The following is a 14,232-nucleotide window of genomic DNA, read 5'->3' as shown; positions in this document are numbered from 1 at the left end:
TCGCGTGTAGAAGATTGCCGTATAACGGCGGTACCGCGTATCAGGCAAAGGACCCACACTGAAAGCCGATGAAAACTCCAAAACGCATTGAACCCCTGATCGAAGACGGTCTGGTCGACGAGGTGCTGCGTCCGCTGATGAGCGGTAAAGAGGCAGCTGTATATGTGGTGCGCTGCGGCAAGGAACTGCGCTGTGCCAAAGTCTATAAGGAGGCCAACAAACGAAGTTTCCGTCAGGCGGCGGAGTATCAGGAAGGGCGCAAGGTGCGTAACAGCCGACAGGCACGCGCCATGGCCAAGGGCACCAAGTACGGGCGCAAGGAGGCTGAAGAGGCCTGGCAGAACGCCGAAGTGGCGGCGCTGTTCAAGCTGGCCAGTGCCGGTGTGCGCGTGCCGACGCCGTATGACTTCCTCGACGGCGTGCTGTTGATGGAAATGATCACCGACGGCTACGGCGATGCTGCGCCGCGCCTGAACGATGTCGAGCTTGAGCCCGACCAGGCGCGCGAGTACCACGCCTTCCTGATCAAGCAGATTGTATTGATGCTGTGCGCCGGCCTGGTGCATGGCGACCTGTCCGAGTTCAACGTGCTGCTGGCGCCTGACGGCCCGGTGATCATCGACCTGCCCCAGGCGGTGGATGCGGCGGGCAACAACCATGCGTTCAGCATGCTGGAGCGCGATGTCGGCAACATGGCCAGCTATTTTGGCCGCTTTGCGCCGGAGCTGTTGCAGACCCGTTATGCCCGCGAAATGTGGTCGCACTACGAGGCGGCCACGTTGACGCCCGAGACGGTGTTGACCGGCGAGTTCCCGGACGACGAGGAAAGCGCCGATGTGTACGGTGTGATGCGCGAAATCGAAGCCGCCCAGCGCGACGAAGCCCGCCGACAGGCCGCCCGTGCGGCGGCCGAAACGACGGCCGAGCCGGCCAACGAAGAGCCGATTCCACCGTGGATGCGCTAAAGCAGGTCATGTAAGGCAGCGCTGCCCTGTGGGAGGCAGCGCAGCTGGCGAAAGCGGTCGTGGGTCTGGCGCATTTCTGGCGTCTGTCACGGCCAGTCGCGAGCAGAGCTACCTCCCACATGATCGCTAAAGCGCAGTGCCATCTGGCCGTGTTCATGTCGACGTGCTGTTGCAACCGCCCGACGCTAGGTCCTTGAGGATCGGGCAGTCGGGGCGGTCGTTGCCCTGGCAGTGGTCGATCAGATCATTAAGGGTGTCGCGCAGGCTGGCCATCTCGACGATCTTTCTTTCCAGTTCTTCCACATGGCGCAGGGCCAGGGCCTTGACGTCGGCGCTGGCGCGTTCACGATCCTGCCACAGGGTCAGCAGCTTGCCGGCTTCCCCCAGTGAAAACCCCAGGTCCCTTGAGCGCTTGATAAAGCTCAGGGCGTGCAGATCGTGCGGGCTGTAGCGGCGATAGCCACTGTCGCTGCGCTCGGCCGGTTGCAGCAGGCCGATGGATTCGTAGTAACGGATCATCTTGGCGCTCAGGCCGGTGCGTTGTGCCGCTTGACCGATATTCATGCTTGATCCACCGGGGTTTTCGGCTTCCAGGCCTTGAGCAGCAAGGCATTGCCCACCACGCTGACACTCGACAAAGCCATGGCCGCGCCGGCCAGCACCGGGTTGAGGTAGCCCAGGGCGGCCAAAGGCAGGCCGATCAGATTGTAGACAAAGGCCCAGAACAGGTTCTGGCGGATCTTGGCGTAGGTCTTGCGGCTGATCTCCAGTGCCGCCGGCACCAGGCGCGGGTCGCCACGCATCAGGGTGATGCCGGCGGCCTGCATGGCCACATCGGTGCCGCCGCCCATGGCGATGCCGACATCGGCGGCGGCCAGGGCCGGCGCGTCGTTAAGGCCGTCGCCGACCATCGCCACCACCCGGTCACGCTTGAGGGCGCTGACAATCGCGGCTTTGTCGGCCGGCAACACCTGCGCATGCACTTCAAAGATGCCCAGCGCCTTGGCGATGGTCCGGGCGCTGCCCTGGTTATCGCCGGTCAGCAGATGAGGCACGATGCCGCGCTTGATCAGTTGCTGCACCGCCTGCCCGGCGCCGGGCTTGACGGTGTCGCCAAAGGCGAACAGCCCGATCACGCCCGGCTCCGGGGCCAGTTCCACCAGCCAGGACACCGTGCGGCCTTCGGCTTCCCAGGTGTGGGCGGACTCGGCCAGTTCGCCCATCGACAGGTTGTTTTCGTCCAGCAGGCGGTGATTGCCCAGCGCCAGCTGCCGGCCTTGCACGCTGGCGGTGATGCCGCGACCCGGCAAGGCCTGGCTGTGTTCGGGCATCTCCAGCGGCAGTTGCCATTGTGCGCACACCTCCAGCACAGCTTTGGCCAGCGGGTGCTCGCTGCCCCGCTGCAGCGTGCCGGCCCATTGCAGCAGTTGCTCTTCGTTGACCCGGGCGGCGCTCATGTTGGTGATGCGCGGGGTGCCGGCGGTCAGCGTGCCGGTCTTGTCGAACACCACCACGTCGATCTGATGAGCGCGCTCCAGGGCTTCGGCATCCTTGATCAGAATGCCGTGTCGGGCCGCCACGCCGGTGCCGGCCATGATCGCCGCCGGCGTGGCCAGGCCCAGGGCGCACGGACAGGCGATCACCAGCACGGCGACGGCATTAAGCAGCGCGACCTCCAGGCCGGCACCGGCATACAGCCAGCCTCCCAGGGTCAGCAGGGCGATGACCAGCACCGCCGGTACGAACACCTGACTGACCTTGTCGACCAGGCGCTGGATGGGCGCCTTACCGGCCTGGGCGTCTTCGACCAGACGAATGATGCGCGCCAGTACGGTTTCAGCACCCAGGGCCGTGGCCCGCACCAACAGCCGGCCTTCGCCGTTGATGGCGCCGCCGACCACCGTGTCGCCCGGGTGCTTGGGCACTGGCAGGCTTTCGCCACTGATCAGCGCTTCATCGGCATGGCTCTGGCCCTCGATGATCTGGCCGTCCACCGGAAAGCGTTCGCCAGGGCGCACCAGCACCACGTCGTCGATGCGCAGCGCATTGATCGCCACGTCGTGTTCCTGGCCATCGATCACTTGCCAGGCCCGTTCCGGACGCAGCGCTTCCAGGCCGCGCAAGGCACTGGCGGTCTGACGCTTGGCGCGGCTTTCGAGGTGTTTGCCCAGCAGCACCAAGGCAATGACCATGGCCGAGGCTTCGAAGTACAGGTGCGGTGTGGTGCCGGGTGCCGCGCTGATCCAGGCGTAGACGCTCAGGCCGTAACCGGCGCTGGTGCCCAGGGCGACCAGCAGGTCCATGTTGCCGGCGCCGGCGCGTACGGCTTTCCAGGCGGCGACATAAAAGCGGGCGCCGAGGATGAACTGCACTGGTGTGGCCAGCGCGAACTGCAGCCAGGCCGGTAGCATGGCGTGCACGCCCAGCGGCGCCAGCAGCATTGGAAGGACCAGCGGCAAGGCCAGTGCCAGGGCCAGCAGCACCGCCCAGCGTTCGTGATTGCTTTGGCGTACCCGGGTCTCGGCAGGGGCGGGCGCGAGGCTGGCTGCGTAGCCGGCACGGCTGACCGCCGCGATCAAACTCTGCGGATCAAGGCCGGGGCGGGCCTGGACATGCGCTCGTTCGTTGGCCAGGTTGACCGTCACGCTGTCGACCCCCGGTACCTTGGCCAGGGCGCGTTCGACCCTGCCGGCGCAACTGGCGCACGTCATGCCGCCAATCGGCAGGTCGAAGACGATGGGTTCTTGCATGGTATTCACTCCCTGAAGGCTCGATGCCTGCAAGGATCAACCTTGACCCAGGGGCAAGGTCAAGGCAATCAGTAATTCAGGCCAGCCGGTGTGAGGTAGTAACCGTTCAGGTTGGCGGCGATACGGTACTTGAGGATGTCGCCGGCACGCACGTTGATGCGCATGCTGCTTTGCGCTTCCAGCCCTGCGGCGCAGCCGGGCACGGTGCCGGGCAGGCGGGTCAGGCGTATGTTCACAGTGCCGGGCGGCAGGTTGAACGACACCGATTGTTCCTGGAACACCCGGCCGGCCAGTTGGTCCTGGACATAAATACCGATTTCGCAGGCGCTGCCTATTTCCAGGCGCTCCCGGGAAATGATCAGGATGCCGTATTCCTGTTGGGCCTGGACGCTGGGGGCCGCTGCCAGAAGACCGAGAATGCCCAAGAGGCCCAAAGCTGATCGACGCATCGCGGATGCTCCTGTGAAAACCGATGATGGCCAAGCTTGGCCCAGTGCCAGTCCGAATGCCAGCCCGGCAGACAGACGCGGAACTTGACCTTGCCACGATGGCAAGGTTGAGAATGCACTCATCCCACTCACGGAGGTCATTCATATGCACGTATTCAACGTTCAAGGCATGACGTGCGGGCACTGTGCCCGTGCGGTCACCCAGGCGATTCAGGGCGAAGATCCAGCGGCGCAGGTCGAGGTTGACCTGCCTGGCAAGCAGGTCAAGGTTGCCAGTACGCTGGCGGCGCAACGGATCATCGAGCTGATCACTGAGGAGGGTTATCAGGTTCAGCCTTGATCACGTTCAAACGGTAATTTTTCATCGCCCCGCAGTTATCCGTGCGCAAGCCGAGTAGACTGGCCCTAATGCTTAGCTTGCTTACGGATATTCGATGAATCCTCGCATTATTCTTATTCTCGGCGCCTTGAGCGCCTTCGGCCCGCTGGCCATCGACTTCTACCTGCCAGGCTTTCCAGCCATGGCCCTGGCGTTCGGCACCGATGAAAAACACATACAACTGACCCTGGCCGCCTACTTTCTCGGTTTGTCGATCGGGCAACTGGTGTATGGCCCGGCCGCTGACCGCTTTGGCCGACGCAAGCCCTTGCTGGTGGGCGTAACATTGTTTTCCGTCGCTTCGCTGGCGTGCGCCTTTGCACCGAACCTGGAATGGCTGATCGGGGCGCGCTTCGTGCAGGCGCTGGGCGGTTGCGCCGGGATGGTCATCGCCCGAGCGGTGGTCAGCGACACGTGCGATGCCATTGGCTCGGCCAAGGTGTTTTCGCAATTGATGCTGGTCATGGGCCTGGCGCCGATCCTGGCACCGATGCTGGGCGGGGTGATGGTCAATGCCTATGGCTGGCAGTCAATCTTCCTGGCGCTGACGCTGTTCAGCGCTGCCTGCCTGATCGCGGTCACCCGTGGCCTGCCGGAAAGCCTGAGCCCTGAGCGGCGTGCACCGTTGAGTGGCGCGCCCAGGCAGTACCTCAATCTGCTCGGTGATCGGGTCTTTATCGGCTATGCCCTCAGTGGCGGCATCGCCATGGCCGGGATGTTTGCGTATGTCGCCGGTTCGCCGTTCGTGTTCATCAAGCTGTACGGTGTGCCGGCCGAGCACTACGGCTGGCTGTTCGGCATGAATGCCGCCGGCTTCATTCTGGTCGCGCAGGTCAACGCCCGCCTGCTGCGCCGCTTTGGCCCTGCCTTTTTGCTGTCGCGCGCCATTCTGGTTTATCTCACGGCGGCCTTGACCGTGCTGGGCATCAGCCTGCTGCGCACTGAAGCACTATGGCCTCTGCTGGTGCCACTGTTCATATGCCTGGCCAGCCTGGGGTGCATCATCCCTAATGCCTCGGCCTGCGCCATGAACGGCCAGGGCCGTCGCGCCGGCAGCGCTTCGGCCCTGCTCGGTTGCCTGCAGTTCAGCGTGGCGGCCGGCGCGTCCAGCCTGGTCGGGGTGCTGCATGATGGCACCGCCACCGCCATGACCCTGGTGATCAGCCTGTGCGCCGCGCTGGCCGTGACGATGTCGGTTTACACCCGGCGCCAGGTGCGGCGCCGGGAAGCACAGAAAGTGGCGGCCTAGGGGCTGTTGCCGTTTCAGCACGAGCCGCGTTGCCGGGCCCAATCTCGCCAGGCCAGGCCAGGCCAGGCCAGGCCAGGCCAGGCGCAGGACGCAGAAAAGGGTCACGCCCTTTTCAAGTCCTCCAACACCGCCTGGCGAGATTGGGCACGCAACCCGAAGGGCCGGGCCTGTTTTGCCGTGAGACTGTGTTACTCGCCACTCATCTGGAATGACCAGACTTTGCGGCGCCTGCCTTGCCTTGCGGCAAAACGGGCGCCGGCGCGGCCGTGCTGAAACGGCAACAGACCCTAGAACCCCTCAAGCACGATCTTGCCCTTGGCCTTGCCGCTTTCGAGCAGGGCGTGGGCGCGGCGCAGGTTGTCGGCATTGATGGTGCCGAAGTGCTCGCCGAACGTGGTTTTCAGGGTGCCGGCATCGATCAGCCGGGCGACGCGATCGAGCAGGTGATGCTGTTCGATCATGTCGTCGGTCTGGAACATCGAGCGGGTGTACATGAACTCCCAGTGCAGCGACAGGCTCTTGCGCTTTAGCTGCTTGATGTCCAGGTGCTCGGGGTCGTCGATCAGTGCCAGTTTGCCCTGGGGCCTGAGCACCTCGACCAGGTGTGCCAGGTGCTGGTCAGTGTGGGTCAGGCTCGCCACATGCGTGACGTCCTTGATGCCGATACGCTGTAACTCTTCCTGCAAGGGCCGGCTGTGGTCGATCACCTCATGGGCGCCCAGTTCACGCACCCAGGCGGCGGTTTCGGGGCGTGACGCGGTGCCGATGACTTTCATCGACGTCAGCTGCCGTGCCAGTTGGGTCAGGATCGAACCGACCCCGCCGGCCGCACCGACGATCAACAGCGTTTGCTCTTGCGGCGCACCCCCTTCGGCGACCTGCAGACGCTCGAAGAGCAGTTCCCAGGCGGTAATGGCTGTCAATGGCAAGGCCGCGGCATGGGCAAAATCCAGCGAGGCCGGCATGTGCCCGACAATGCGTTCGTCCACCACATGGCGTTCGCTGTTGCCGCCCGGGCGGGTCAGGTCGCCGGCATAAAACACCTTGTCGCCTGGCTGGAACAACGTCACTTCGCTGCCCACCGCCACAACCACGCCGGCAACGTCCCAGCCCAGCACCTTGGCCGCGCCGTCCTGCGGCGCGACATTGCGACGGATCTTGGTGTCCACCGGATTGACCGAAATGGCTTTGACCTCTACCAACAGGTCGCGCGGGCCGGCAACCGGCTCGGGCAGTTCGATGTCTTGCAGGGCCTTGGCGTCGTCAAGGGGCAGTGGCTGGTAATAGGCGATGGCTTTCATGGCGTGTCCTTGAAGGGGTTGAGCGATGGCGGGATCATTGCCTATTTGCACGCAGGGTAAAACCGGCTAAAACAGCAGGCTCTTTCAATTTTTTTTTGATAATCGAGGCGGCCATGCTGCGTTTTGACGATGTGCAGTTGTTTGTGCGCGCGGCCGACCTGGGCAGCCTGTCGGCCGCCGCCAGGGCAATGGATTTGTCGGCGGCGGTGGCCAGCGCGGCGCTCAAGCGTCTTGAGCAACGGCTGGGTGCCCGTTTGCTGGCCCGCTCGACGCGCAGCCTGCGGCTGACGGCCGAGGGCGAGGGCTTCTTGCAATATGCCCGCGCCGCGCTCAGCAGCCTGGAAGAAGGTCAGCGCGTGCTGGCCGGGCGCCAGGACCAGTGCAGCGGGGTGCTGCTGCTGTCGGCGCCTTCGGATTTCGGGCGCAATGTGCTGTTGCCCTGGCTGGATGATTTTCAGCAACAACATCCCTTATTGAGCGTGCGCCTGCTGTTGGGCGATGGCATTACCGATCTGTTCCGCCAGCCGGTGGATGTCGCGCTGCGCTATGGCGAACCTGAAGACTCCAGCCTGGTGGCCTTGCCGGTGGCGTCGGACAACCGCCGTGTACTGTGCGCTTCCCCGGCGTATCTGGCCCGGCATGGCGAGCCGCAGCAGGTCGAGCACCTGGCGTTGCACAATTGCCTGCTGTACCGGCTGGGCGAGCGCATCCATGACCATTGGCGCTTCGAGGACGGCAAGCGTGAGGTCGGCCTGACGGTACGCGGTGACCGATTCAGTGACGATGCCGACGTGGTGCGTCGCTGGGCGGTGGCCGGCATGGGCGTGGCCTACAAGTCGTGGCTGGATGTGGCCGCCGATGTCCGCGCCGGGCGGCTCAAGGTGCTGATGCCCGAGCTGCGTGGCGAATGGGCACCCTTGAATCTGTTGTGCAGTCATCGTGCGCAGTTGAGCCGACCGGTCAACCTGTTGCTGGCGATGCTCCGACAGCGCTGCGCTGAATGGGAGACGCAGGCTGGCGAAATGTCTTACAGCCATTTCGGAAAATAGCAAGGGTGAACACAGCTTTCAGCTGTGAAGTGTCAACATGAGCGCAATGGCCTCTGGTGCTGGCAGGCACCACGTCGATGATGGCCATTATCCCGGTGCCGGGGCACAGAGGCGGGACTTATAATTGCGGACCTGGGAGGGGTCGCACTGTCGTATGGCCAGCAGCACGGAAGGCTGGGCGGCAGGCGATGGATGAATGTTTCGACAGGGAGTGAATACATGGAATACGCACCTAGCATCAGCCAGATCGCGGCATTGCTGGCCGATCCCAAGCGCAGTGCGATGCTCTGGGCCTTGATGGATGGCGCTGCGCGCCCTGCCGATGAGCTGGCCTTGCAGGCGGGCTTGTCTACCGCGTCTGCCGGTGCGCACCTGGCGCGCCTGGCGGCCGGTGGCCTGCTCAAGCAGGAAACCCGGGGGCGCAAGCGCTTCTTCCGACTGGCCGCACCCGAGATCGGTGCCGCCGTGCAGGCGCTGGCGTGTGCGTCACAGGTCAGTGCCGAGCAGGTCAGCCGCCGGCAGGTACAGCCCCTGCCGCCATTGCCGCTGCGCCGGGCGCGGGTGTGTTGCGATCATCTGGGTGGCGAGCTGGCGGCCGAGTTGTACCAGCGCCTGCTGGGTGATGGCTGGATCGCCCAGCAGGAGCAGCGCATCGAAGTCACCAGCAAGGGCATGGCCAAGTTCGCCGAGCGTGGCATCTACGTGCCGGCCCTGGCTCAGCGCGAGCGTGAAACCGTGTGCGCCTGCCCCGCTTGCAACGAACTCAGCCCGCACCTGGGCGGTGCCTTGGGCGCGGGGCTGTTGCAGTTGTTCATCCAGATGGGCTGGCTGCGCCCCACCGAGGAGTCCGACACGCTGCAGATCTCTTCAAACGGCCAGCGTGAGATCAGCAAGATCGCATCGGCGGCCTGACAGGCTGATTGGCCGCACAGGCCTCAGGGCTTGACCAGCCGCGCATCCAGGCTGTTTTGCGCCAGGCGGCGGGCCTGGTCCTCGGTCATGCCCAGGTGGGTGTGCAGGGCGTGGAAGTTTTCCGTCACATAGCCGCCGAAGTAGGCCGGGTCGTCGGAATTGACCGTCACCTTCACGCCACGCTCGAGCATGTCGAGGATGTTGTGCTGGCTCATGTCGTCGAACACGCACAGTTTGGTATTGGACAACGGGCAGACCGTCAGCGGGATCTGTTCGTCGATGATGCGCTGCATCAGGCGCTCGTCTTCGATGGCGCGCACGCCATGGTCGATCCGCTGGATCTTGAGCAGGTCCAGCGCTTGCCAGATGTACTCGGGCGGGCCTTCTTCACCGGCATGGGCCACGGTGAGGAAGCCTTCGCTGCGGGCGCGGTCGAATACACGCTGGAACTTGCTCGGTGGATGACCCATTTCCGAGCTGTCCAGGCCGACGGCCACGAAGGCATCGCGAAACGGCAGGGCCTGGTCCAGGGTCTGCTCGGCCTGTTCTTCGCTGAGATGGCGCAGAAAGCTCAGGATCAGGCCGCTGCCGATGCCCAACTGCTGCTTGCCGTCCTTCAGGGCCTGATTGATGCCCCCCAGCACCACCTCGAACGGGATGCCGCGGTCGGTGTGGGTCTGCGGGTCGAAGAAGGGTTCGGTGTGGATCACGTTCTGCGCCTTGCAGCGCAGCAGGTAGGCCCAGGTCAGGTCATAGAAGTCCTGCTCGGTACGCAGCACGTCCGCGCCCTGGTAATAAAGGTCGAGAAACTCTTGCAGGTTATTGAAGGCATAAGCCTGGCGCAGGGTGTCGACGTCGTTCCAGGGCAGGGCAATCCTGTTGCGCTCGGCCAGGGCGAACAGCAGTTCAGGCTCCAGCGAGCCCTCAAGGTGCAGGTGCAGTTCTGCCTTGGGCAGGGCGTTCAACCAGTCGTACATGGAAGGCTCTCATCAGGTGCAATGGCCGGGCATTTTACAGATGGCCACCTTGGTGTGGGTGAAAGCTGACCGAACGGTCGGTGGGCGTCAGGTCTGCCGCTTGAAACCTTTTGACACATGGTGGTTCTGAGACTGCAAGCAACCTTGCGTCATTCAGATGGAAAACCACAATGGGCTCAGTCTTCAAGCAGGAAAAACTTCTTCTTCTGGCGATCATTGCCACCGTGGCGGCCTATGCGCTGGAGCATCTGCTGCTCAGCAACGGACGCACCGTGGCGCTGGTCGCGGGTCTTGTGCTGGTGGGCTTTATCATCTGTGCGTCGATGCGCGTGGCCCATCACGCCGAGGTGCTGGCCGAGAAGGTCGGTGATCCCTACGGCACCATGATCCTGACCTTGTCGGCGGTGCTGGTAGAGGTGGTGATCCTGGCCATCATGATGAGCAACGAGCCTTCGCCGACGCTGGTGCGCGACACGATTTATGCCGCGGTGATGCTGGACATCAACGGAATTCTTGGCCTGGCCGCGCTGATGGGCGGGCTCAAGCATGGCGAGCAGTCCTACAACGACAGTTCAGCGCGCACCTACAGCGTGATGATCCTGACCGCGATGGGCGTGTCGATGGTGGTGCCCGAGTTCATTCCCGAAGGCGACTGGAAGTTGTATTCAGCCTTCACCATTGGCGCGATGGTGGTGCTGTATGCCTTGTTCCTGCGCATGCAGGTCGGGCCGCACAGCTATTTCTTCAGCTACAGCTACCCGGAAAAGAAACAGCACAAAGACGCTGATCAGGCGCATGGCGGTGCCATCAACCTGACGCGTTCGATCGCGACATTGGTAGTGGGGGTCATTGTGATCGGCGCGCTGGCCGAGGTCATGGCGCAAACGCTGGACCTGGGGCTGGAGGGCAGTGGCGCGCCGCCGGTGATGACCGCCATTTTGGTGGCTGCGATCTCGGCGTCGCCGGAGATTCTCACTGCATTGCGCGCCGCCCTGGCCAACCGCATGCAGTCGGTGGTCAACATCGCCCTGGGCGCGTCGCTGTCCACGGTGATCCTGACGGTGCCGGTGATGGAGGCCATGGCGCTGTACAACGATCAGCCGTTCCAGATGGCCATGACGCCGGTGCAGACGGTCATGGTGTTCATCACCTTGCTGGTCTGTGCAATTAACCTCAATGACGGACAGACCAATGCCATCGAAGGCATGACGCATTTCGTGTTGTTTGCAACCTTCATCATGCTGTCGTGCCTGGGACTCTGACGCGGTTTTACCAGGTCAGGGGTTCGCCCTTGTAGTTGATGAAGTGGTGGCCGCCCTTGCCGGCGTAGGCATTGAGTTGTTGCACCAGGCCGGTGGTGCTGGTCAGGACGTCGATCTCGGCATGCTCGCCGCCCATGTCGGTCTTGACCCAGCCCGGATGCAGCGACAGTACGGTTGGCCGCGGTTCCGGCAAGCGGGTGACGAAGGTGTTGGTCATGGAGTTCAGGGCAGCCTTGCTGGCTTTATAAAGGCCCATGGTGTCGCCGTCCGGGCAAGCGACGCCGCCCAGCACCGAACTCATGAACGCGATGATGCCGGTGCCGGGTCGCACCTGGCCAACCAGGTATTCGGCCAGGCGGATGGGCGCTACGGCATTGGTCAGGAACAACTGGCCCAGTTCGGCGGCGGTCGATTGGGCCGCACTCTGATGGGCGGCGCCCAGCGTACCGGCATTGACGAACAGCACGTCGAACACTTCACCCTTGAGCTTCTGGATCAACACTTGCACCGAGGCATTGTCGTCGATGTCGAGGGTTTCGATGTGCACGCCACCAATGGCTTTCAAGGCGTCGCTCTTGTGCGGGTCGCGCACGGTGGCGATGACTTTCCAGTTCTGTTCGGTCAGGCGCTGGACCAGCCCCAGGCCCAGGCCGCGAGAGGCACCGATGATCAGCGCAGTTTTTTCGGCAGACATGGAAAACTCCTTTTCTGTGGATAGTTGTCGCGCCAGGCGTCGACAGTGCGGTCCGGCAGCGTAATGCAGGCGCGGACCTGTGGATACACTGTTTCTGACCGCAGCGGATGCTGCGCCGTGCGTTCGGCTTTTGGTTAAAAACTGTACAGGCTGCTGCAGGGGCGGTGCACAAGGCTGTTGCGCAAGGCTTGCACCGGTTATCCACAGGCTGATCCACCGTTATGGTGAGTAACGTGCAGGCCGCGAAATTCGGGCGCCTGCAGAAGATTGGCGGTCGTTCGGGCCGTCCTTCATGGCTTGGCTATGGCGCTTGGTCGAAAAGTGATCAGTTTCGTGTAAGGGCCGGCCTGCAAGGGCTGTAGCGCGGTGTGCTCAGCTTATCCACAGCCGGGTGCACAGTAGTTGTGGGCAATTGAGGTCCTGGATTATTCGGTGACGTGCAGCAGGATGCGACCGCGGCTCAGGTCGGCCAGTTGCCGGCGCAGGGTGTCGACCTGCTCAGGGCTCACGGCAATCGACAATTGCACACCGTTGGCCGTGAAGTGTTCTTCTTCTACCAGGCCATCGAGTTCGGCCAGTCGCAGCTTGACCTGCGTCAGTTCGCTGAAGCCGCACTCAAGGTGAAAAGCCTGGCGATGGATCAGGGCACGCCGCGGCGCCTGTTGCAGGCATTTGTTCGCACCGCCGCCATAGGCGCGGGCCAGTCCGCCAGTGCCCAGCTGGATGCCGCCGTACCAGCGAATGACCAGCACCACGACCTGATCGAAGTCCTGCGCCTCGATGGCCGCCAGGATCGGCCGCCCGGCCGTACCGCCCGGTTCACCATCGTCGTTGCTGCGGTACTGGTCGCCCAGTTTCCAGGCCCAGCAGTTATGGGTGGCGTCCAGGTCGCTGTGCTGTTCTATGAAGGCCTGCGCCTGAGCGGCGCTGGTGATGGGGCCGGCGAGGGTGATGAAGCGGCTTTTGCGAATCTCCTCGCGAAACTCACAAAAGTCGACAAGGGTCGAGGGCATGCACGGTGTCCGACGGATTACGGGAGCTGCATATTACAAGGCCGGTGGCGTCAACCCGCAACCCTTGAGAATGATACGGACCAGGTTGTCGCCTGCCAAGTCCATGTCCTGTCGGGTCAGGCGGCTGCGATCGGTGAGGCGGCAGATCTGATCGGCAAAGTCGGCGTAGTGCTGGGTGCTGCTCCATAAAAGGAAGATCAGGTTGACCGGGTCGATCGGGTCCATTTTGCCGGCATCGATCCAGGCCTGGAATATGGCGGCACGCTCGCGGAACCATTGGCGGTAATCCTGGTTGAAATGCTGGTTCATGCATTCGCCGCCACTGATGATTTCCATGGCAAAGATTCGCGACGCTTGGGGCTGGCGCCGTGAGAACTCCATTTTTGCGCGGATATAGGCGGTCAGCGCCGTGGCCGGGTCATCCTCCACCGTCAAGTGATTGAAGGTGGTGTCCCATTGCTCGATGATGTCATTGAGCAAGGCGATGTACAGCCCCTGCTTGTTGTTGAAGTAGTAATGCAGGTTGGCCTTGGGCAGGCCCGCCTTGAGGGCAATGGAATTCATGCTGGTACCCTTGAATCCGTGCCGGGCAAACTCGTCTTCGGCAGCCTTCAGTATCAGCTGCTGGTTTTTCTGACGAATACGACTGGCGGGCTTGCTGGGGGACGCGCTGTGCACAGGGAGTTCGAAGGGCATAAGGCACTTCCGCAGATCAGGGTTACGAGGGGCTATGCGCTGCACAGATAGCGCACCGATGCGAATCCGACAAGCGCTATTGGTAATTTTGTCTGACAATATCTTTGGGTGAATACAAAGTGCTTCTGTTTATATAGAAGAAGTGGTGCTTAAAGGGGATTGAAGCGTTAATTTCACATTATTGAAATTAAGTGTTGACGCCCTGTCTCAGCGCTCTATAATGCGCACCATTCCCGCCGCGGAAGAAACTGAAAACTTCTTGAATATCAATGAGTTGGATAAGAAATCGGCGAGGGGGTGGTGCTGGCCTCAGGGCCACAGCGGTGAAAAAAGGCAGTTGACAGCAAGTTTCAATGCTGTATTATTCGCCTCCCGCTGACGAGTTGATCGAAAGATCAGTCGGCACGCAAGTGATGAAGGCTTCAGAGTTGCTCTGGAAACTTCCGAAAATAATCACTTGACATGTTACACAGGCGCTGTAGAATGCGCGCCTCGGTTGAAGCGAACAGCTCAACCAACCGCTCTTTAACAATTGA

General features: G+C 62.6%; 14 protein-coding genes. 6 read left to right on the top strand and 8 right to left on the bottom strand.

Features of this window, described 5'->3' with window-relative positions; translation table 11 throughout:
- Nucleotides 1-68: 68 nt before the first annotated feature.
- Nucleotides 69-965 (top strand): PA4780 family RIO1-like protein kinase, encoded by an 897-nt coding sequence (locus DGA31_RS23185; RefSeq protein ID WP_056840773.1) that lies wholly within the window; start codon nt 69-71, stop codon nt 963-965.
- A 153-nt stretch (nt 966-1,118) separates the two neighbouring features.
- Here the strand turns inward: DGA31_RS23185 and cueR are convergent, their stop codons facing one another.
- From cueR to DGA31_RS23170, 3 genes are all read right to left on the bottom strand, one after another.
- Entirely contained in the window at nt 1,119-1,529 is a 411-nt protein-coding gene (gene cueR, locus DGA31_RS23180) for a Cu(I)-responsive transcriptional regulator (RefSeq protein ID WP_109514111.1), read from the bottom strand.
- Complete coding sequence (locus DGA31_RS23175) at nt 1,526-3,715, bottom strand: heavy metal translocating P-type ATPase (protein ID WP_109514110.1); 2,190 nt, start codon at nt 3,713-3,715, stop codon at nt 1,526-1,528. The genes cueR and DGA31_RS23175 overlap by 4 nt, the downstream gene beginning before the upstream one ends.
- Nucleotides 3,716-3,783: 68 nt before the next feature.
- Nucleotides 3,784-4,164 carry a hypothetical protein gene (locus DGA31_RS23170; protein WP_056840776.1) on the bottom strand — a complete coding sequence of 127 codons (381 nt, stop codon included), beginning with the start codon at nt 4,162-4,164 and terminating at the stop codon, nt 3,784-3,786.
- Between the two features lie 145 nt (nt 4,165-4,309).
- On the opposite strand from DGA31_RS23170, the gene DGA31_RS23165 reads away from it, so the two are divergent.
- Nucleotides 4,310-4,504 carry a heavy-metal-associated domain-containing protein gene (locus DGA31_RS23165; protein ID WP_056840777.1) on the top strand — a complete coding sequence of 65 codons (195 nt, stop codon included), beginning with the start codon at nt 4,310-4,312 and terminating at the stop codon, nt 4,502-4,504.
- Between the two features lie 94 nt (nt 4,505-4,598).
- Nucleotides 4,599-5,792: a multidrug effflux MFS transporter gene (locus DGA31_RS23160; RefSeq protein ID WP_109514109.1), complete on the top strand. Its 1,194-nt coding sequence runs from the start codon at nt 4,599-4,601 to the stop codon at nt 5,790-5,792.
- A 287-nt stretch (nt 5,793-6,079) separates the two neighbouring features.
- On the opposite strand, the gene DGA31_RS23155 is transcribed toward DGA31_RS23160, so the two are convergent.
- The gene (locus tag DGA31_RS23155) at nt 6,080-7,093 is read right to left on the bottom strand and encodes a zinc-binding alcohol dehydrogenase family protein (protein ID WP_056840779.1); all 1,014 of its coding nucleotides are present in this window, start codon (nt 7,091-7,093) and stop codon (nt 6,080-6,082) included.
- A 113-nt stretch (nt 7,094-7,206) separates the two neighbouring features.
- Between DGA31_RS23155 and DGA31_RS23150 the strand changes: the two genes are divergently transcribed.
- Nucleotides 7,207-8,142: a LysR family transcriptional regulator gene (locus tag DGA31_RS23150; RefSeq protein ID WP_056840780.1), complete on the top strand. Its 936-nt coding sequence runs from the start codon at nt 7,207-7,209 to the stop codon at nt 8,140-8,142.
- Nucleotides 8,143-8,361: 219 nt separating this feature from the next.
- Entirely contained in the window at nt 8,362-9,054 is a 693-nt protein-coding gene (locus DGA31_RS23145) for an ArsR/SmtB family transcription factor (protein ID WP_056840781.1), read from the top strand.
- Between the two features lie 23 nt (nt 9,055-9,077).
- On the opposite strand, the gene DGA31_RS23140 is transcribed toward DGA31_RS23145, so the two are convergent.
- Nucleotides 9,078-10,031, bottom strand: coding sequence for an adenosine deaminase (locus DGA31_RS23140; RefSeq protein WP_109514108.1), 954 nt, complete (start codon nt 10,029-10,031; stop codon nt 9,078-9,080).
- Nucleotides 10,032-10,201: 170 nt separating this feature from the next.
- Here DGA31_RS23140 and DGA31_RS23135 point away from each other — a divergent pair, with 170 nt between their 5' ends.
- Nucleotides 10,202-11,293: a calcium:cation antiporter gene (locus DGA31_RS23135; protein ID WP_056840783.1), complete on the top strand. Its 1,092-nt coding sequence runs from the start codon at nt 10,202-10,204 to the stop codon at nt 11,291-11,293.
- 7 nt (nt 11,294-11,300) lie between these two features.
- On the opposite strand, the gene DGA31_RS23130 is transcribed toward DGA31_RS23135, so the two are convergent.
- The 3 genes from DGA31_RS23130 to DGA31_RS23120 all read right to left on the bottom strand — a co-directional run bounded on the left by DGA31_RS23130 (nt 11,301) and on the right by DGA31_RS23120 (nt 13,696).
- Entirely contained in the window at nt 11,301-11,987 is a 687-nt protein-coding gene (locus DGA31_RS23130) for an SDR family oxidoreductase (RefSeq protein WP_056840784.1), read from the bottom strand.
- Between the two features lie 425 nt (nt 11,988-12,412).
- Entirely contained in the window at nt 12,413-13,000 is a 588-nt protein-coding gene (locus tag DGA31_RS23125) for an IMPACT family protein (protein ID WP_109514107.1), read from the bottom strand.
- Between the two features lie 33 nt (nt 13,001-13,033).
- Complete coding sequence (locus DGA31_RS23120) at nt 13,034-13,696, bottom strand: TetR/AcrR family transcriptional regulator (RefSeq protein WP_109514106.1); 663 nt, start codon at nt 13,694-13,696, stop codon at nt 13,034-13,036.
- Nucleotides 13,697-14,232 lie beyond the last annotated feature (536 nt).

Source organism: Pseudomonas ovata (assembly GCF_003131185.1).
Taxonomy (GTDB): domain Bacteria; phylum Pseudomonadota; class Gammaproteobacteria; order Pseudomonadales; family Pseudomonadaceae; genus Aquipseudomonas; species Aquipseudomonas ovata.
Note: the sequence above shows the minus strand (reverse complement) of the source record. Positions and strands in the feature narration are given on the sequence as shown.